At 42.9% G+C, this 19403-nt stretch carries 18 protein-coding genes and 5 tRNA genes; 21 read left to right on the plus strand and 2 right to left on the minus strand.

Annotated elements, in window-relative coordinates; all coding sequences use genetic code 11:
- Positions 1-152 precede the first annotated feature (152 nt).
- From era to ACFQU8_RS12950, 14 genes are all read left to right on the plus strand, one after another.
- Positions 153-1055 (plus strand): GTPase Era, encoded by a 903-nt coding sequence (gene era, locus ACFQU8_RS12885; RefSeq protein WP_382360950.1) that lies wholly within the window; start codon positions 153-155, stop codon positions 1053-1055.
- Between the two features lie 92 nt (positions 1056-1147).
- Positions 1148-1288 carry a YqzL family protein gene (locus tag ACFQU8_RS12890; protein WP_382361689.1) on the plus strand — a complete coding sequence of 47 codons (141 nt, stop codon included), beginning with the start codon at positions 1148-1150 and terminating at the stop codon, positions 1286-1288.
- Positions 1289-1321: 33 nt separating this feature from the next.
- Positions 1322-2065, plus strand: coding sequence for a DNA repair protein RecO (gene recO / locus ACFQU8_RS12895; RefSeq protein WP_382360953.1), 744 nt, complete (start codon positions 1322-1324; stop codon positions 2063-2065).
- Positions 2066-2443: 378 nt separating this feature from the next.
- Complete coding sequence (gene glyQ / locus ACFQU8_RS12900; protein ID WP_382360956.1) at positions 2444-3322, plus strand: glycine--tRNA ligase subunit alpha; 879 nt, start codon at positions 2444-2446, stop codon at positions 3320-3322.
- On the plus strand, positions 3322-5406 hold the full coding sequence (gene glyS, locus ACFQU8_RS12905; RefSeq protein WP_382360959.1) for a glycine--tRNA ligase subunit beta: 2085 nt from the start codon (positions 3322-3324) through the stop codon (positions 5404-5406). Before glyQ ends, glyS begins: the two co-directional genes overlap by 1 nt.
- An 84-nt stretch (positions 5407-5490) precedes the next feature.
- Complete coding sequence (locus ACFQU8_RS12910; protein ID WP_382361692.1) at positions 5491-6120, plus strand: helix-turn-helix transcriptional regulator; 630 nt, start codon at positions 5491-5493, stop codon at positions 6118-6120.
- A gap of 11 nt (positions 6121-6131) precedes the next feature.
- Complete coding sequence (locus tag ACFQU8_RS12915; RefSeq protein ID WP_382360962.1) at positions 6132-6938, plus strand: pyruvate, water dikinase regulatory protein; 807 nt, start codon at positions 6132-6134, stop codon at positions 6936-6938.
- Positions 6939-7364: 426 nt separating this feature from the next.
- Positions 7365-9185 (plus strand): DNA primase, encoded by a 1821-nt coding sequence (dnaG, locus tag ACFQU8_RS12920; RefSeq protein WP_382360965.1) that lies wholly within the window; start codon positions 7365-7367, stop codon positions 9183-9185.
- Between the two features lie 29 nt (positions 9186-9214).
- Entirely contained in the window at positions 9215-10342 is a 1128-nt protein-coding gene (gene rpoD, locus ACFQU8_RS12925; protein ID WP_382360968.1) for an RNA polymerase sigma factor RpoD, read from the plus strand.
- A gap of 201 nt (positions 10343-10543) precedes the next feature.
- Positions 10544-10942 carry a cytochrome c550 gene (gene cccA, locus ACFQU8_RS12930; RefSeq protein WP_382360971.1) on the plus strand — a complete coding sequence of 133 codons (399 nt, stop codon included), beginning with the start codon at positions 10544-10546 and terminating at the stop codon, positions 10940-10942.
- A 101-nt stretch (positions 10943-11043) separates the two neighbouring features.
- Complete coding sequence (locus ACFQU8_RS12935; RefSeq protein ID WP_382360973.1) at positions 11044-11763, plus strand: tRNA (adenine(22)-N(1))-methyltransferase; 720 nt, start codon at positions 11044-11046, stop codon at positions 11761-11763.
- Entirely contained in the window at positions 11738-12853 is a 1116-nt protein-coding gene (locus ACFQU8_RS12940) for a Nif3-like dinuclear metal center hexameric protein (RefSeq protein WP_382360976.1), read from the plus strand. Before ACFQU8_RS12935 ends, ACFQU8_RS12940 begins: the two co-directional genes overlap by 26 nt.
- A 55-nt stretch (positions 12854-12908) precedes the next feature.
- Positions 12909-14213, plus strand: a complete 1305-nt coding sequence (locus tag ACFQU8_RS12945; protein WP_382360979.1) for a DEAD/DEAH box helicase — start codon at positions 12909-12911, stop codon at positions 14211-14213.
- A 15-nt stretch (positions 14214-14228) separates the two neighbouring features.
- Positions 14229-15128 carry a deoxyribonuclease IV gene (locus ACFQU8_RS12950; RefSeq protein ID WP_382360982.1) on the plus strand — a complete coding sequence of 300 codons (900 nt, stop codon included), beginning with the start codon at positions 14229-14231 and terminating at the stop codon, positions 15126-15128.
- A gap of 56 nt (positions 15129-15184) precedes the next feature.
- Here ACFQU8_RS12950 and ACFQU8_RS12955 read toward each other — a convergent pair whose 3' ends face one another.
- Positions 15185-15469, minus strand: a complete 285-nt coding sequence (locus ACFQU8_RS12955) for a DUF2624 family protein (RefSeq protein ID WP_382360985.1) — start codon at positions 15467-15469, stop codon at positions 15185-15187.
- A gap of 110 nt (positions 15470-15579) precedes the next feature.
- A complete protein-coding gene (locus tag ACFQU8_RS12960; protein ID WP_382360988.1) occupies positions 15580-15957 on the minus strand; it encodes a hypothetical protein in 378 nt (125 codons plus the stop codon).
- A 69-nt stretch (positions 15958-16026) separates the two neighbouring features.
- Here ACFQU8_RS12960 and ACFQU8_RS12965 point away from each other — a divergent pair, with 69 nt between their 5' ends.
- From ACFQU8_RS12965 to ACFQU8_RS12995, 7 genes are all read left to right on the plus strand, one after another.
- Complete coding sequence (locus ACFQU8_RS12965; RefSeq protein ID WP_382360991.1) at positions 16027-16686, plus strand: NfeD family protein; 660 nt, start codon at positions 16027-16029, stop codon at positions 16684-16686.
- A 200-nt stretch (positions 16687-16886) separates the two neighbouring features.
- A complete protein-coding gene (locus ACFQU8_RS12970) occupies positions 16887-18512 on the plus strand; it encodes a Na/Pi cotransporter family protein (RefSeq protein ID WP_382360994.1) in 1626 nt (541 codons plus the stop codon).
- Between the two features lie 336 nt (positions 18513-18848).
- A tRNA-Met gene (locus tag ACFQU8_RS12975) sits at positions 18849-18922 on the plus strand.
- 14 nt (positions 18923-18936) lie between these two features.
- A tRNA-His gene (locus ACFQU8_RS12980) sits at positions 18937-19012 on the plus strand.
- Positions 19013-19050: 38 nt separating this feature from the next.
- Positions 19051-19127, plus strand: a tRNA-Ile gene (locus tag ACFQU8_RS12985).
- A gap of 7 nt (positions 19128-19134) precedes the next feature.
- Positions 19135-19224 (plus strand) — tRNA-Ser (locus tag ACFQU8_RS12990).
- Positions 19225-19325: 101 nt separating this feature from the next.
- Positions 19326-19398 (plus strand) — tRNA-Phe (locus ACFQU8_RS12995).
- Positions 19399-19403: the final 5 nt, after the last annotated feature.

Below are 19403 nucleotides of genomic sequence, written 5' to 3' on the forward strand. Positions count from 1 at the left end.
GACGCGCAAACCCGCAGGCGCACAGATTGGCAATTTATGTAGAACTTATCGTTATTTTTGCATGTTTTGTCTATTCACATGAAATATATTGAAATTTACAGTATCATAAAAACTATCATCCCTGTAAAGAGGCATATTTCGGAGGCTGCATCATGTCAGAAGAATTTAAATCAGGGTTTATTGCTATTATTGGCAGACCCAACGTCGGTAAATCGACTTTTATGAACCAAATGATTGGCGAAAAGATTGCGATTATGAGTGATAAAGCACAAACAACACGGAATCGTGTCCAGGGTGTTCTCACAACTGACGATGCGCAATTTGTATTTATTGATACACCAGGTATTCATAAACCCAAGCATCGTCTGGGTGACTTTATGGTCAAGATTGCTGAAGATACCTTGAACGAAGTGGATGCCGTTTTGCTTATGGTTAACGCGGAAGAGGGCTATGGCAAGGGGGATCAGTACATTCTGGACCGGCTGCAGCAGGTTACGAGTCCTGTGTTTTTAATTATAAATAAGACGGATCTGATTGAATCAGACCAGTTGCTACAATTGATCGAAAATTATAAAGACAAATATCTATTTGAAGCGATTATTCCGATTTCCGCGCTAACAGGTCACAATTTACCCCAAATGCAAGACGAATTGAAAAAGCGTATTCCGGAAGGCCCGCAGTATTATCCAGCCGATCACATCACTGATCATCCCGAGCGCTTTATCATCAGTGAGTTAATTCGTGAAAAGGTGCTCGAATTAACGCGCGAAGAAATTCCTCATTCAATTGCTGTCGCTATTGAAAACATTGAGGAAAGACAGTCGAATACTGTTTTTATTCAGGCAGTAATTGTTACTGAAAGGAAATCACAAAAAGGCATCATCATTGGGCATCAAGGAACCATGCTGAAGACAATTGGTCAAAAAGCCCGTAAAGATATTGAAGCACTCCTCGGTTCGAAGGTTTATCTGGATCTTTGGATAAAAGTCAAGAAAAACTGGCGCAACAGTGAATCCCAACTTCATGAATTCGGTTTTCGCCATGACGAATATTAACTTGGTAAAAATTAATACTCATCGTACAAACAACTAATGGAGAATCTAATACTGCAGGCAAACATTACATGCAATTGAAAGGCGGGTTTCTTGTGATCGGCTTTACTTGGGAATTATTCAGTCAAACAGGAAACATTGAAACCTATTTATTGTTAAAAGAGCTGGAAAAAGGGCACTACCAGGAAAACGGGCAGAAATATCATAACGATAAATCAATTAACACAAACATGTAACGACGATTTGTCATTGTGAGAAGGTGATATGTTTTGCTTGAAAAAATGCCGGCAATTGTGATGAAAACACAAGATTATGGTGAATCGCATAAAATTGTGACGCTGTTTAGTGAACAATCAGGAAAAGTTCCTGCAATAGCCAGAGGAGCCAAAAAACCAAAAAGTCGAATGGCTGCTATAACGCAGCCATTCATATATGGTGTCTTTTTTGTTTATCTTAATTCAGGGCTGAGTACAATTCAGCAGGGAGACGTTAGTTACTCATTCCGGCATATACGCGAGGATATTATCAAAACCGCCTATGCTGCTTATATTGTTGAATTGACCGATAAGTTAACAGAGAATTATTCACCCGACCCATACCTGTTTGATCAGCTTTACCAAACACTGGAGTGGATTGCGGCGTATGATGAGGCCGGTATCCCTATCATGATGTATGAGTTGAAGTTATTCAAAAAAGGGGGATTTGCCCCTGTTGTTAATCAGTGTGTCCATTGTGGCGGCACCAGTGGCCCCTTTGCATTTTCCATCGCTGAAGGCGGCCTGCTTTGCTCCCGGTGTTATCATGAAGATCAGCAAGCAATTGAGATTTCCGATAATCTGGCACGCCTGTTTTTTATATTTTCCGAAGTTGAACTGCAGCGGGTAGGCCGTATTTCGGTTAAGCCGGAAAACAAACAGCTGCTGCGACATATCCTGGATGCGTATTATGATCAGTATGGTGGCTACTACCTTAAATCAAAACGATTTCTTAAACAATTGGATAAACTTTATTAGACTGAAAACTTGACAATGTTGCTGTTGCTATGTATGATATTTATACTTAGTTTTATTATGTATGGAATTGTGCTGATGGAGACGAATACTTTATGAACAGTTGTTTTGAAGCGAGTCCGGAATGGTGAGAGCCGGATTAACAGCCCATAAGGGATGGCACTCCGGAGCGATGCGGATAAAGTGGCTCCCTGACAGGAGCAAATAGGGTGGAACCGCGGAATACCCCGTCCCTATGTCTCAATGATTGACATAGCGATGGGGTATTTTTCATGTTTATATAACAGCCTGTCTAAGAGGTTATCGGAACAGATCCTCGATAGCTGCTTTTTATAATGCAGGCGTGTTTACTTTTGAGCGAGAAATGGAGGGGATCAAATAATGACGATTCAAGAAATGATTTTAGCCCTGCAGAAACACTGGTCAGAGCAAAATTGTATATTAGTGCAGGCTTATGATGTGGAAAAAGGAGCAGGTACTATGTCGCCGATGACACTGCTCAGAAGCCTTGGACCTGAACCCTGGAATGTGGCGTACGTTGAACCGTCACGTCGGCCTGCGGATGGACGTTACGGTGAGAACCCAAACCGTTTGTACCAGCATCACCAATTTCAGGTTATTATGAAACCATCACCGGAAAATATTCAGGAATTGTACTTGGATTCCTTAAAGGTACTTGGTATTGATCCGCTGGAACATGATATCCGTTTTGTGGAAGATAACTGGGAAAACCCCACCCTTGGAGCTGCAGGTCTCGGCTGGGAAGTGTGGCTGGATGGCATGGAAATCACACAGTTCACCTATTTTCAGCAGGTTGGCGGACTTGATGCTGATCCTGTTTCCGTTGAGCTGACGTATGGTATTGAACGGCTCGCATCGTATATACAGGATCGGGATAACGTGTTTGATTTAGAATGGACGCATGGTGTCACGGTTAGTGACATCTTCTTCCAGCCTGAGTATGAGCATTCGAAATATACATTTGAAGAATCTGATACAAATATGCTTTTTGAGCTATTTACAATGTATCAAAATGAAGCGAAGCGAACGATGGAAAATGGTCTGGTATTCCCGGCATATGATTACGTTTTAAAATGTTCACACACCTTTAATTTACTCGATGCAAAAGGTGTCATCTCAGTTACCGAGCGGACCGGCTACATTTCCCGTATACGCCATCTGGCCAGAGAAATTTCTAAAGCCTATGTAGCAGAGCGGGAGCGGCTCGGCTTTCCAATGCTGAAAAAGGAGGAGCAATAATGGGGAAAAATGTTTTAGTAGAAATCGGGCTTGAGGAACTTCCGGCCAGGTTTGTTGCTGACGCGCAAAAACAGCTGCTTGAAAAAGCGGAAAACTGGCTGGCTGATTCACGAATTGCTTACGCATCCATTCAATCATTTTCCACACCGCGCAGGCTCGCTGTCCAGATAACCGATGTGGCTGAGGCGCAGACGTCACTGGAAGAAGAAGTGAAAGGGCCATCATTGAAGATTGCCCAGGATGCTGAGGGACAATGGACGAAAGCAGCAACCGGCTTCACCAGAGGACAGGGGAAAACAGTGGACGACATTTATACGAAGGATGTTCAAGGCACACCTTATATTTTTGTAACCAAACAGGTCATTGGACGGCCGACAGAGGAGCTATTGCCGCAGTTTCGTGATATTGTGACATCACTCCAATTCTCGAAAACGATGCGCTGGGCTGATCATAAACTGCGCTATGCGCGTCCAATACGCTGGCTGGTGGCTTTATTCGGTGAAGAAGTCATACCATTTGAAATCACCGGTGTGAGCACGAGCAATCGGACTTATGGGCACCGTTTTTTGGGCGATGCCGTAACACTAGCCTCACCTGCTGACTATGAAGAAGTCCTGCATCAGCAATATGTTATTGCTGATCCTGAAAAGCGGCGGCAAATGATTGTCTCCGGTTTACAGCATGCGGAATTGGCGAATGGAATTACCATCCCGGAAGATGATGAATTGCTGCAGGAAGTGACTCATTTGGTTGAGTACCCGACCGTTTTTATCGGGGCATTCTCCGATTCTTATTTAAGACTCCCGCCAGATGTTCTGATAACGTCGATGAAAGAACATCAGCGCTATTTTCCGGTCAAATCGGGGAATGGTGAATTGCTCCCGCATTTTGCCGGCGTGCGGAATGGAGACGAACATGCCTTGAATACGGTGGTCAAAGGGAATGAAAGAGTGCTTAAGGCGAGGCTCGCAGATGCGCAATTCTTTTTTGAAGAAGACCAGAAACAGTCCATCGATTATTATTTAGAAAAACTGAACCGGATTGTGTTTCAGGAAAAACTGGGAACAATTGGCGATAAAGTGAAACGGGTAACAGCTATAACCGACAAACTTTCGCAATGGCTTGATCTTGATGAAGAAACACGGTCAAACGCAATAAGAGCAGCGGAGATATGTAAATTCGACTTGCCAACTAATATGGTCAATGAATTTACAAATTTACAAGGTATTATAGGCGAAACATATGCGTTAAATGCGGGTGAAAAAAGTGATGTTGCAAGAGCAGTAGCAGAACACTATTTACCTGATCAGGCAGGCGGCAAGCTGCCGGAAACAACTGCAGGAGCACTTGTCAGCGTGGCTGATAAACTGGACACAGTTGTCGGCTGTATTTCAGCCGGATTGACACCAAGCGGCTCTCAGGATCCTTATGGACTGCGCCGGCAGACAACTGGCTTGTTAAAAATTGTAAAAGAATGGAACTGGCATGTGTCTGTCGAATCATTCCTGACATTAGCTGAACAGCAGTACATGGATATGGATTCGAGCCAGGAAGCGTCTGAGGCAACGCGAACAGCGATCGATCAGTTTATCAGAAATCGTATGACACACCTTCTTAAAGAATTATCGCTTGAGGCAGATGTTATTCAAGCCGTGCTGGCTGATGATATCGGGATCATCTCTTATATCGCAGCAAAAGCAGAAAAGTTATCACATGAACGGAATAATCCGGATTTCAAACCTGTCCAGGAAGCGCTTGTCCGTGTGTTAAATCTTGCTGCTAAAGCTATCCGGACAGAAGTCAGCCGGAGCCTTTTGGCAACAGACTCCGAACAAGAACTGTATGACACGTATCTGGCTGTTAAAGACGATTATTATGAGAAGGTTCATAATCAGGATGCTGCTGAAGCATTGGAGCAGTTAAGCAGGCTCCAGGGGCCTATCCATCGTTTCTTTGACCACAATATGGTTATGACAGACGAGAAGACTGTACGTGAGAACCGGCTTGCGATGCTTTATCAGATAGCTTGTCTCATATACGATTATGCGGATTTGTCGGCAATCGAATGGAAACAGCACATTTGATTGACGCGTCTTTTTCTTCTTTATTGTAAGGTGTATAATAGTCATGAGCAGTATGTCACATTGACACGTACAGGTGGTGACAAAGTGGAATTATCGAATCGACAGAAACAAATCATTGAGATTGTGAAAGACAATGGCCCGATCACCAGTGAACATATAGCTGAACATTTGAGCTTGACGCGTGCAACTCTAAGACCGGATCTGGCTATATTGACAATGGCGGGTTTCCTTGAAGCAAGACCCAGGGTTGGCTATTTCTATACGGGTAAAACAGGTTCTGAATTATTAACTGAAGCGATTAAGAAATTTAAAGTTTACGAATACCAATCAGTACCGGTCGTCGTTAAAGAGGAAGCAACTGTCTATGATGCCATCTCGACGATGTTTCTCGACGATGTGGGAACAATTTTTGTTGTCGACAGAGATGCATGCCTGACAGGTGTTGTGTCAAGGAAAGATCTGTTGCGTGCCAGTATCGGCAATCAGGAATTAGACGCTATTCCAGTCCATATTATTATGACCAGAATGCCCAATATCACGGTTTGTTATGGCGATGATCAGCTGATTGACGCTGCCAAAAAGCTAATGAACAGGCAAATAGATGGGCTGCCTGTTGTCAAAGACTCAGAGAAAGGCACTGAAATGGTCGGACGTATTACCAAAACAACCATCACTAAAGCCTTTGTAGAACTGATTACGGATGAACATTTGTAGGGGGGATATTGATGGGAGATAAACCACATATTTACGTTCTTTCCGACTCAGTAGGAGAAACGGCAGAACTTGTGATCAAGGCAGGTTTAAGCCAATTCAATGACGGGGAATACAAAATACAGCGCGTCCCATATGTGGAAGATAAAAAAACGATTGATGACACATTACAGATAGCGGCAGAAAATCAGGCGCTGATCGGTTTTACGCTCGTGGATCCTGATCTGCGTATGTATGTCAATGAGGCGGCCAGTCAAATGGGGCTGGAAATCATTGACATAATGGGACCCATGATGAAGGCGATGAAGCGCACCTTTAACAAAACACCACGCTTGGAGCCTGGCTTGGTTCATCAATTGGATGAAGATTACTTTAAACGCGTTGAAGCTATTGAATTTGCCGTTAAATATGACGATGGAAGGGACCCGCGCGGGATTGCTCGTGCTGATATTATACTGCTCGGTGTCTCCCGCACGTCCAAAACACCCTTATCACAATATTTGGCGCATAAACGACTGAAAGTGGCTAATGTCCCAATCGTACCGGAAGTTGACCCGCCCGAGGTCCTTTTTGATATTGATCCTGCTAAGTGCGTTGGCTTACGGATAAGTGCGGAAAAATTAAATGATATCCGAAAGGAACGGCTCAAAGCATTGGGGCTTGGTGATCAGGCTACTTATGCTAATATGGACCGAATCCAGCAGGAGCTGGCTTATTTTGATGAGATCGTTGAAAAAATAGGCTGTGAGGTTGTTGATGTGTCGTATAAGGCGGTTGAAGAAACGGCTAATACGATAATGCGTATGTTCAGACAGCGCTGAAGAATTCGAAAGAACGTGACCTTCTCTGCGGCGAAAATTTAGTGATAGACACCTTCAATTGTTTCCAGTTGTTTAATGGAAAAAACTTGTTCAACTATTTTTATGGCATTTTTTCGATGTTTGTATTATAATCGGTTGTTGTGTTTCAAAGTATAAGCATTGGCGAACACGTCTGGGGTGACAGTTCCATTCTGTGAGTAAACGTGTTATTAGAGAAGGAATAATGCAGCATCATATAGAATATAACTATAGAGGTGAGTATGATCTAAACATGCACGTCAGATGAATTATAGCTGCTGTCTGACAGCAAGAGAAAAACCTATTAAACTAGTGCATAATGTTAATGACCGTTAAAAAATTATCGATATGTAAAATTATTTGTCGAATAACAAAGGATTTTCAGGATGACTATCGAAATATAAAAGCATGGTGGTCCATATGTCTGCCCAAGTATCAGAGGATACGATTGAGGAAGTACGCAAGTCAAATGACATAGTTGATGTCATTGGCGACTATATTCAGCTAAAAAAGCAAGGGCGTAATTATTTTGGCCTTTGCCCTTTTCATGGGGAAAAGACGCCTTCATTTTCTGTCACTCAGGATAAACAGATTTTTCACTGTTTCGGGTGTGGAAAAGGCGGCAATGTGTTGACATTCATCATGGAAATAGAAGGTTATACGTTTAGCGAAGCATTGAAGTTTCTGGCGGAAAGAAGCGGGATTGAAGTGCCGGAAGCCATCCAGAATCCTGGCGCTTCTCTGTCGCAGGAAAATCAGAACATCCTTGATGCCTCTGAATGGGTTGCTAAACTTTATCACCATGTTCTGCGTTATACGAAAAATGGCGAAGATGGCTATCACTATTTACGCGAACGTGGTATTACCGATGAGACCATCCGGACGTTTCAACTCGGGTTTGCCCCAAACGTCAAGGATTTTACAGCCGAGTTTTTAGCGAAAAAAGGTTTTCACCAGCAGCACTTGGCTAAGGCAGGTCTAATATCTGTCAATGATGACAATACTCTAGTGGACAACTTTCAGGGCAGAGTAATATTTCCTATCCGTAATCACTTGGGAAAAACGATTGCTTTTGGCGGCCGTACATTATTTGAGCAGGACCCTAAATACCTGAACAGTCCGCAAAATGATCTGTTTCATAAAGGAAAAATTCTATACAACTTTGATTTAGCTAAAAAACAGATCCGCAAACAAGCTGAAGCTGTCTTATTTGAGGGATATATGGATGTGATCGCTGCTCATCAGGCTGGTGTGGAAAATGCTGTGGCGACGCTGGGAACATCTCTGACTGAATCCCAGGCGAGGCTTCTGCGGCGGTATGTTGATACAGTTGTTATTTGTTATGATGCCGATGCAGCAGGGACGGATGCTGCTTATAAAGCTTCAGAAACTCTGCGAAAAGCCGGATGCCATGTAAAAATAGCCAATTTGACAGAAAATATGGATCCGGATGATTACATCACAGAATACGGCGCAGAATCGTTTCGGCAGAACGTTATTGCCTCAAGCATGACGTTTACCAGTTTCTATATGCAATATCTAAAAAGAGACTTTAATCTTAGTGTTGAGTCCGATCGCATACAATATATTGAAAATGTACTGAAACACCTCGCAACGATTGATAGTGCCGTGGAACGGGAATATTATTTAAAAGAAGTCAGTGAAGCCTATTCTGTCTCAATGGACTCACTCTTGAATGAAATTCAGGCAAATCGGGAAAAAATGGGACTTGACAAGGATAAAAAGAGTAGGAACAGTTATACTAGTAAGGGAGAAAATAAAAATCGTTCAGAGAAGCTGCGTCCGGCTTTTCATAACGCAGAACGACAACTCATTGCATACATGCTGCAGGACGCGTCCATCGCTGAAAAAGTGCGGGAGGATATAGGTGCCTCTTTTACCATTGAGGATCATAAAGTTATTATAACATATCTTTATGCTTATTACGAAGAAGGCTATCAGCCGGATGTCAGCTCATTTCTGGAAATGCTGCCCGACAGTCGATTAAAGGAAATGGTCACAGAAATTGCAATGATCCCCGTCCATGAGGCTATTACAACCAGTGAAATTAATGACTATGTACGGGTTATACGTTCTGAGCAAAGTAATAAACAGGATATTCAATCGTTAAAAACGGAACAAAAGCTTGCCGAACAGCAAAATGACCCCATTAAGGCGGCTGAGATTGCCATGCAAATGATTGAAATTCAGAGGCGATGGAGACTCTAAAATGACTGTAGTTGGAAGGAGGGGGACTCATGGCCGAAAACAAATCGTCACAAACAAAAGACAATAATTCTAATAATGAAATGACACTGGATCAAGCAAAAGCTCAATTGCTGGAGATGGGCAAGAAACGTGGCATACTGGCTTATGAAGAAGTTGCTGATCGTCTGTCCAGTTTTTCGATGAGCTCAGAGCAGATGGATGAATTTTATGAGTACCTGTCAGATCAGGGTGTGGAAGTGATCGGTGACTCTGAGGAAGATCCTAAAATGCAGGAAATTGCCAAAGAAGAAGAATTTGATTTAAATGATATCAGTGTCCCGCTCGGTATTAAAATCAATGATCCGGTCCGTATGTATTTAAAAGAAATTGGCAAAGTCGATTTATTATCAGCTGCTGAAGAAATCGATTTGGCAACAAGAATTGAAGATGGCGATGAAGAGGCCAAAAAACGCCTCTCAGAAGCGAACTTGCGTCTGGTTGTCAGTATTGCCAAACGCTACGTCGGTCGTGGCATGCTATTCCTCGACTTAATCCAGGAGGGGAATATGGGCCTGATTAAAGCGGTTGAAAAGTTTGACTACCGTAAAGGGTTTAAGTTCAGCACGTATGCCACATGGTGGATACGGCAGGCGATCACGCGCGCCATCGCTGACCAGGCACGAACGATCCGGATACCAGTGCATATGGTTGAAACGATCAATAAACTTATACGTGTTCAGCGCCAGTTGCTGCAAGATTATGGCAGAGAGCCAACTCCTGAAGAAATCGGCCAGGAGATGGAACTTTCCCCCGATAAAGTCCGGGAAATCCTGAAAATTGCTCAAGAGCCTGTGTCGCTTGAAACACCGATCGGTGAAGAGGATGACTCACATTTGGGTGATTTTATTGAAGATCAGGAAGCTGTTTCACCGACAGACCATGCGTCATATGAACTGCTGAAGGAGCAGTTGGAAGGTGTCCTCGATACGCTGACAGACCGTGAAGAGAACGTATTGCGCTTACGGTTCGGACTGGATGATGGCAGAACACGGACGTTGGAAGAAGTTGGAAAAGTGTTTGGTGTCACCAGGGAAAGAATCCGGCAGATTGAAGCAAAAGCATTGCGTAAGCTGAGACATCCAAGCCGCAGTAAACGGCTGAAAGACTTTTTGGAATAGCACGCTGTTCAGTCATTGAGCACAATGATTTGTGTGCAATGACTGTTATACATACGTATCAAACCTATGACAGACGTTCTTTCCAGTCATTTGTTTTTTTGGAAAATGCTGCACATTATCCTTTAAACTTGCCCGGTTTTGCAGTAAAATGAATTTAGCTGGGCATTTCTAATCATATCACATACATAGGGAGGAGCTACCATGCGAAAAAATGCCGTTATTCCTTATGCTTTAATTGCTGGTATAGGCATACTATTAGTTATTGTTGTTTCATTTGTAGGGTTGAATCAGCAAAAGGCCATTCAGGAAGATGATGAACAGCAGGAGCAAGCTGGAGACCAGGAGGATCAGAATGGCGATGATTCCTCTGGAAAAAAGACATCTGTTGATGGAGAAAAAGTCTTTCAGAATAATTGCGCCAGCTGTCATGGCCAGGATTTATCGGGCAAAGTCGGTCCTGCTCTGGATACAATCGGCAGCGACCATTCGAAAGAGGACATCAAAAACATTATTGCCGAGGGCCCTGGTAACATGCCTCCTGGTGTCGTTAAGGGAGACAAACGTGAAGCTGTGGCAAAATGGCTTTCGAAGCAAAAGTAACACGAAGCAGGATCATGTTAGTGCTAAAAGAGTAAGCTTACTGGTTAGGCAGCAGGCTTACTCTCTTTTATGTTAAAGTTGAGTCGACGGAGGACGTTTATATGAATTTGGCCAGTCAGCTTTCTCAGCGTTTAGAATATGTGGCATCATTTATAACAAGAGGATCCCGATTTGCTGATATTGGATCAGATCATGCTTATATTCCCTGCTATGTATGTCAGCAGGATGATCTGGCAGAAGCCGTAGCTGGCGAAGTGGCAGACGCCCCTTTTAGAAGCGCTCAGGCAACAATCAGCCAACACGGATTAACGGATCGAGTCAGTGTGCGTCATGGGAATGGTTTAGACGTTCTAGAGAGTGGAGAAGTTGACTCAGTGGTTTTAGCAGGTATGGGCGGAACATTGATTAAAACGATTCTTGATGATGGACAGGATCGGCTCAGTAATGTTGGTCGTATTATTGCTCAGCCTAACGTAGCGGTACCGATTGTTCGTCACTGGCTTGAGGAGCATGGCTATCCCATCACAAATGAAGGTATTATTGAAGAAAATGGGCATATTTATGAAATTATTGTGGCTGACAAAGATGCTGCAGCAGTGCCTATGACTGAAAAACAATTACTGTTTGGTCCTTATTTGCTGCAGCAGAAAACGCATGTGTTTTACCGGAAATGGTACTATGAACGCGCTGTACGCCGTCAGATTATTGAACAAATGAAACAAGCTGCAGAACCGGACACAAGGAAACTCGCGGCTGTTAGACAGGAATTAGCATGGATTGAGGAGGTTTTAGACGATGGCAGCTGTCATACGCAACGCTGATATTTTTACGGCAATGGAAAAATGGGCGCCGAAACATCTGGCTTTTGACTGGGATAATGTCGGATTGCAAATCGGTTCCTTTCAAAAGCCTGTTAAGAAGATAATGGTCACTCTGGACGTACTGGAGTCAACTGTTGACGAGGCTGTACAGCATGATGTAGATCTGATTATAGCCCATCATCCTCTGCTTTTTAAACCAATGAATCAAGTGAATGCGGATACAGCTAAAGGACGCGTGGTCCAAAAACTTCTTCAGCATGATATGACGGTGTATGCTGCTCATACGAATCTGGACATTGCACAAGGCGGCGTCAATGATATGCTGTGTGATCAGCTGGGGATTGAAAACCGGACAATCCTGGAGGTTAATCACACGGAAAAACTGGTTAAATTGGCTGTTTTTGTTCCCGAAACACATGTCTCGGCTGTACGAGATGCTATGGGTGAACAAGGAGCAGGGTATATAGGTGCCTACAGTCACTGTATGTTTCAATCCCCTGGTCAGGGAATGTTTAAACCGCTGGCTGGGACTGATCCGTATCTTGGGTCGCAGGGCAAATTGACATTTGCTGATGAAGTTAAGATTGAAACGATACTCCCGGCGTCAAAATTATCTGCCGTACTGAAAGCTATGACTGCTGCACATCCCTATGAGGAAGCTGCCTACGATATTTATCCTGTGGAAAACAGTGGTCAGGCCTATGGTATTGGGCGTATTGGTGACTTAGCTGATAAGCTGACGCTCGCGTCATTATGCGAAAAGGTCAAGACAGCTTTTGAGGTGCCGCATCTTCGCGTAACGGGAGACTTAAGCAAGAAAGTTAAAAAGGTCGCTGTATTAGGCGGAAGCGGCGAAAAATATCTTCACAAAGCAAAACAGATGGGGGCTGATGTTTTGATTACCGGAGATATGACATTCCATCCGGCGCAAGAAGCCTGGGAAAAAGGTTTGTCAGTTATTGATCCGGGCCATCATGTGGAAAAAGTGATGAAACATGTTACTCAGTCGTATTTAGCAGATTATTTTGCCGGCAGGGGTGTGGATATCATCGTATCGCATGCTGACACAGAGCCATTCCAATTCATTTAAGATTAAATCGTTTTTTTAATATGCCAGTATACCACTAGTAAAGGAGTACAGCTATATGGATAACCAATTCAATCAGTTATCGTTTCACCCTGTCATAAAAGAAGTCATTAATCAGCTGGCTTTTCATGAGCCGACGCCGATTCAACAACAGGCGATGCCATCGATTTTGCAGGGGACGAGTGTTATCGGCCAGTCACAGACGGGTTCTGGTAAAACGCACACATACCTGTTACCGCTGTTCAACCGGCTTGATGCGGCCAAACAGGAAGTTCAGTTTGTTATAACAGCACCAACGCGGGAACTTGCTTCACAAATATACGATGAAGTCAAAACCATTATTCAAAAGGCTGAAAAGGCTGATGAATGGTCAGCTAAGCTGCTTGTTGGCGGGACAGACAGGCAGAAAATGCTGGATAAATTAAAAAAGCCGCCACACATCATTGTGGGTACACCTGGAAGAATTCTCGATGCTGTTAAATCAGGAGCTGTATCCATATATTCGTCTTCGGCTTTCGTTATTGATGAGGCTGATCTTTCACTGGAATTAGGGTTGATTCAAGATATTGATCAGCTACTCATCCGGACGAAAGAAGACCTGCAGATTCTTGCTTTTTCCGCAACGATTCCTGAGCAGCTGGAACATTTTTATCGTAAATACATGGAAAATCCCTTGCGCGTTAAAATCAATGATTCCTTGTTGCCGGAAACATTGGAGCATCGGCTTATTTCTGCTGAACATCGGAACGACGCTGACATGATCTATGGCATTTCTCGTGCTATTCAGCCTTATTTGGCCATCATATTTACAAACGGAAAAGATGAAGCTGATGCGCTGGCAGCGTCCTTGCAGCAAAAAGGTCTGAAGGTCGGCATTATTCACGGCGGCTTATCACCAAGGGAACGGAAGCGGACCTTTAAAGAGATACAAAATCTGCATTACCAATATATTGTAGCAACTGACCTTGCATCCCGCGGGATTGATATCAAAGGTGTCAGCCATGTCATAAATGCTCAGTTGCCTAAAGAAGATAACTTTTATGTACATCGCGCCGGCAGAACAGCCCGTGCCGGTATGGAAGGAACGGTTATCAGCCTCTATCATGATGCTGATAATCAGTTGATTGGCAAGCTGCAGCAAAAAGGAATAACGTTCACATTCTGGGACATTCGAAACGGCGAATGGCAACAAACAAAATCACGGAATGAACGCAATCGCCGACAAAAAACTGCCAGTCAAACCGATGGGGCAGCATGGCAAAAAGTGAAAAAGCCGAAAAAAGTAAAACCAGGTTATAAGAAAAAGATGAAAAAACAAAAAGAAACAATCAAAAAGACGATGAATCAAAATCCGAAAAAATAATGCTGGGGTGAAATTATGTTAAAAATTGGTTCACACGTATCAATGAACGGGAAAACAATGCTGAAAGGTTCCAGTGAACAAGCCGTTTCATATGGTGAAAACGTGTTTATGATATATACCGGTGCACCACAGAATACAAAGCGGAAGCCGATAGAGGATTTAAATATTGAAGCCGGCAAAGCCCACATGAAAGAGAATGGCATCGATGATGTGGTCGTTCATGCGCCGTATATCATCAATATAGCCAACACAACAAAACCCGCGACATTTGAATTAGGTGTGGATTTTTTGCGCAGTGAAATTGAGCGGACCAATGCCCTTGGCGCCAAGCAAATTGTACTGCACCCGGGATCACACGTAGGTGCTGGAGCTGATGAAGGGATTGCGAAGATTATTGAAGGCCTGAATAATGTGCTGGATAACGTTGGCGGCAGCGATGTCCAGATTGCACTGGAAACGATGGCCGGAAAGGGTTCTGAAATCGGGCGAACATTTGATGAGCTCGCGAGGATTATCGATGGTGTTACCCATAACGAAAAATTATCAATCTGCCTTGATACATGTCACATACATGACGGTGGTTATGATGTTGTGAATGACTTTGATGGTATTCTGAATGACTTTGATAACACGATCGGTCTGGACCGATTGAAAGTAGTCCATGTCAATGACAGTAAAAACGAACGGGGCGCCCATAAAGACCGCCATGAGAATATTGGATTTGGCTATATTGGATTTGATGCGCTGCATTATGTGATTACTCATCCACAGCTGGAGCAACTGCCTAAAATATTAGAAACGCCGTTTGTCGGTGAAGATAAGAAACATAAACAACCCCCTTATCAATTTGAAATTGACATGATTAAGCACGGACAATTTGATCCGAACCTGAAGGAAAAGATCATGAATCAGTAACGATGCTGCCAGGACAGATCCAGCATGGTTACTGATTTAGAAAAAGTTTCGTCTGTTTACGAAAACAGATCGTCAAGCCCATAGGCGGCTACGATTTTCTGAAATAATGTCTCAGCTTGATCAGCTGTTTCATCATCTGTAATACGTGCAAGTTCCTGAACCATTTTGTCCCGGCTGGCCGGATCAAATGGATCGATAGAAGCTTGCTGCAGGTAGGCTGTTATGTCGGTTGCCTGTTTGCGATTTATTGAAAAATGGTATTTCTGTGCATGGTAAAGCAATTCATCTGTTGTAAGCTGCTGCAGCTTACTGCGAACCATTTGCTTGATAAATGTCGACATAGATTTGGCTCCTTTGCCGTTATTTAGTATTTATTATATGCACGATGGCTGTGAAATGACCTTATTAAATTGAAAAGTCATGACGAACCGAATTTTTCCTGTTTTTCTTTTTAAACCGTTTGAGCAGCAAGGGAGACTGACATGCTGACTTGCTTAGTGTCGTATACGGGGAAGTAATAATAGTCCCCTGCCTCAACTTCGAGCGGGGAAGTATCAGGATTCAATGTTTTGAAATCAGTCATAATCTGTGACACATTCTGCTGATTCATTGATTGATCCTGGTCACTGAGCCGTTCGACAATTGATAATACCGTATCACCTGTTTGTACTTTGACTTTAACAGCTGTTAGTTGTAATTGTTTTTCTGGCTGATGATCGTGACTGTTTAAATCAGTCTGCAGCACTGTTCCGTTGGTTAAATCATTATAAATACTTACTAAAAACAATATGATACATAGTATAAAAAGAAATTTTGTTATTTTTTTCATATGAATTTCCCCTAACAATGAAATGTAATATCAGAACGGCCATAAAATGTGGTAAAGGGGGTGAGTGTTATGATGGCTATTTTAACGATGGACTGGTTTGGGATTGTGTTAACCGGATTTGGCACCTTATTTTTAATTGGTGAACTGCTTGTGAATATGCGCGGTTTTTTTGCTCTGCTCGGTATCGGTTTTATGACCGTTTATTTCACTGTTTATGTGGAAACAGGCTCTTTTATCATGATGCTTATTATTTATCTTGCCGGAATATTACTGATTGTTATTGATGGTAAAGCTGTTAATGACGGTACCCTTGCGGCCATTGGACTGGTATGTATGCTTCTGGCTGTTGCATTGGCTGCTCCCAACATATTTGCTGGCTTATATGCGGCAATAGGTGTTATTATCGGTGGATTTTCATCGCTTATTTTCTTAAAGGTGTTTAAACGCAGGGATATGTGGTCAAAAATCACGTTGAAAGATCAGCTGACAAAGGAGAGAGGATACAATTCCCTGAATATGAATGAGAAACAACTGCTTAATCAGCGGGGGAAGACACTCAGCGATTTGCGCCCAGTGGGAACTGTTCGTATCAGTGACAATAATTACAGTGCCATGTCTAATGCAGAGTGGATTTCTAAAAATACTGCGATCAAGGTGGTTCAGGTTGATGGCACAAAAATACTGGTGGAAAAAAGCACAGATGAGCAGGAACACACCTATGATTCTTGACGATTCATAGGTTTTTTAATGTATGCCATGAAAATAATGAAAATTTTGCCTTAAATTTTGAGTAAAAAACACTGTGTGGCAGGGGAAACTAAATTTTATACTGCGTTTTCGTAAATATCCTTTACAAATTAGCTTATGGGCTTTAATAATAGGGGAGGTATGTGACAGATTTCAGCATCATTCGAAGGGTGGAATAATCTTTGAATATCGATGTGCAAACACTGATATTTGAGTTTATCGGCGGACTCGGCATTTTCCTTCTGGGGATTAAATACGTAGGCGAGGGGTTGCAGAAATCTGCTGGTGACAGGCTTAGAGATATATTAGATAAGACGACAAGCAACCCCTTTATGGGTGTATTAGCTGGTATAGTTGTCACCATTTTAATACAGAGCAGTTCCGGGACAACGGTTTTGACCGTTGGTTTGGTTAATGCCGGTTTTATGACGCTCAGACAGGCGATCGGTGTTATTATGGGCGCGAATGTTGGGACAACCGTGACGGCTTTTATTATTGGTATTGATATAAATGAGTATGCGCTTCCGATCATGGCAATTGGTTCATTTCTTTTGTTCTTCTTTAAAAACCAAAAAGTTAACAACGTGGGACAGGCTATATTCGGGTTTGGCTCATTATTTTTTGGCTTGAAGTTAATGAGCAGCGGTATGTCACCATTGCGTGATTTGCAAGCCTTTCAGGATCTGACGGTCAGTATGAGTGATCACTCCATTTTAGGTGTCATCATTGGAACACTATTTACATTTGTAGTTCAGAGTTCATCAGCTACAATTGGTATTCTGCAGGGATTATTCGCTGAAGATGCTATTGGTATGAAAGCTGCCTTACCGGTCTTATTTGGTGATAATGTTGGGACCACAATTACAGCCGTTCTCGCATCCATTGGTGCAACAGTTGCTGCAAAACGGACCGCATTTGTCCATGTTATCTTCAATCTAGCCGGAGCAGCTATCGGCCTGCTGTGTCTCGGTATTTTCAGTCAATTTGTTATGTATTTACAATCTGTGTTTGACCTTAATCCGGAGATGACAATTGCATTCAGCCATGGCAGTTTTAATTTGGTCAACCTTATCATTCAATTTCCATTTATTGGATTACTTGCTTGGATGGTAACAAAAATGATTCCAGGTGATGATGCAGTCATTGAGTATAAGCCAAAACATCTTGACCCTATTTTTATTCAGCAGTCCTCAACATTAGCTTTGGACCAAGCAAAAATGGAAATCATCCGTATGGGTGAATTTGCTTCTAAAGGGCTTGAGGAAACGAACTTATATCTAACGACACAAAATCAGAAGCATTCGGAAATGTCTATGCAATTTGAAGGGGCCCTCAATAATTTAGACAGGCGTATTACAGATTATCTGGTGGATTTATCCGGCGAATCAATGTCGGAAATGGAAGGTGCTAAACATACTGTGTTAATGGATTCTGTGCGGGATATTGAACGTATGGGTGATCATTTCGAAAATGTTATTGAATTAATAGAGTATAAAGTTACGAATAAGGTTCACCTGACGGAACAAGCTCAGCAAGATTTAAACAACATGTTTGATTTAACGATCCTGACTGTCAGGCAAAGCATAAAAGCTCTTGATAATATGGACCGCGAAGAAGCATTGGCTGTTATACAGAAAGAAGATCAGATTGACCGAATGGAGCGCACTTTTCGCAAGAAGCATATTATTCGCATGAATGAAGGACGGTGCACCGGTTCGGCAGGCATTGTATTTGTTGATATTATCAGTAACCTTGAGCGGATTGGTGACCATGCTTCGAATATTGCAGATGCTGTTTTAGGTGAGTAGATCCCCTTCGTTTTGAGTTTGTGGTACACAGTTTGGTGATGCGGTTTATCAAGATGTAATTGATTTTTTTATTGAAAACTATGTCTGGAGATGCTATAGTAATGTTGTTGTTTACATATTACACATCATTATTAAAAGCACTCTTAAGATTTAGTGGCCAAAATGATTGACAGATTCTGTCGGATGTGATAAATTATATTGCGTCGTTTAATTGAAATTAGTTTTTGACCACAACATTTTATTGATACACATTTATGGTTTAACAGCTTATGGGGGTAACCCTATCAGCTGTTAACCTACTGATCACAGGTTTGAACCTTTCCTGTGAAGTCATATGGCGGCGTAGCTCAGCTGGCGAGAGCATACGGTTCATACCCGTAGGGTCGTGGGTTCGAATCCCTCCGCCGCTATCATTGTTTAAACGGCGGCCGTGGCGAAGTGGTTAACGCACCGGATTGTGGCTCCGGCATGCGTGGGTTCGATCCCCACCGGTCGCCCCATAAGAGATTCAGGAAAATGCAAGGCTGCTTAATGATACGGACCCTTAGCTCAGCTGGTCAGAGCAATCGGCTCATAACCGATTGGTCGCAGGTTCGAATCCTGCAGGGTCCACCACTCATATGGAGGTATACCCAAGTACGGCTGAAGGGATCGGTCTTGAAAACCGACAGGCGGGTCAAACCGCGCGGGGGTTCGAATCCCTCTACCTCCTTTTTGCCATTTGGCTTGATAAGACCGCGACTTGGCGGTATTTGCTTGGCATACAGCTGTTCATGAAAAACTATGGCCCCTTATGGACTATAACAGTATTATGGCTCGGTAGCTCAGTCGGTAGAGCAACGGACTGAAAATCCGTGTGTCGGCGGTTCGATTCCGTCCCGAGCCATCTTT

This window comes from Lentibacillus kimchii, from assembly GCF_042666895.1.
Classification (GTDB): domain Bacteria; phylum Bacillota; class Bacilli; order Bacillales; family Amphibacillaceae; genus Lentibacillus; species Lentibacillus kimchii.

Coding starts and splice junctions, on each gene's coding strand:
- era (WP_382360950.1), top strand. CDS start 153: ATGTCAGAAGAATTTAAATCAGGGTTTATTGCTATTATTGGCAGACCC.
- glyQ (WP_382360956.1), top strand. CDS start 2,444: ATGACGATTCAAGAAATGATTTTAGCCCTGCAGAAACACTGGTCAGAG.
- glyS (WP_382360959.1), top strand. CDS start 3,322: ATGGGGAAAAATGTTTTAGTAGAAATCGGGCTTGAGGAACTTCCGGCC.
- ACFQU8_RS12915 (WP_382360962.1), top strand. CDS start 6,132: ATGGGAGATAAACCACATATTTACGTTCTTTCCGACTCAGTAGGAGAA.
- dnaG (WP_382360965.1), top strand. CDS start 7,365: ATGGTGGTCCATATGTCTGCCCAAGTATCAGAGGATACGATTGAGGAA.
- rpoD (WP_382360968.1), top strand. CDS start 9,215: ATGGCCGAAAACAAATCGTCACAAACAAAAGACAATAATTCTAATAAT.
- cccA (WP_382360971.1), top strand. CDS start 10,544: ATGCGAAAAAATGCCGTTATTCCTTATGCTTTAATTGCTGGTATAGGC.
- ACFQU8_RS12935 (WP_382360973.1), top strand. CDS start 11,044: ATGAATTTGGCCAGTCAGCTTTCTCAGCGTTTAGAATATGTGGCATCA.
- ACFQU8_RS12940 (WP_382360976.1), top strand. CDS start 11,738: ATGGCAGCTGTCATACGCAACGCTGATATTTTTACGGCAATGGAAAAA.
- ACFQU8_RS12945 (WP_382360979.1), top strand. CDS start 12,909: ATGGATAACCAATTCAATCAGTTATCGTTTCACCCTGTCATAAAAGAA.
- ACFQU8_RS12950 (WP_382360982.1), top strand. CDS start 14,229: ATGTTAAAAATTGGTTCACACGTATCAATGAACGGGAAAACAATGCTG.
- ACFQU8_RS12955 (WP_382360985.1), bottom strand. CDS start 15,469: ATGTCGACATTTATCAAGCAAATGGTTCGCAGTAAGCTGCAGCAGCTT.
- ACFQU8_RS12960 (WP_382360988.1), bottom strand. CDS start 15,957: ATGAAAAAAATAACAAAATTTCTTTTTATACTATGTATCATATTGTTT.
- ACFQU8_RS12965 (WP_382360991.1), top strand. CDS start 16,027: ATGATGGCTATTTTAACGATGGACTGGTTTGGGATTGTGTTAACCGGA.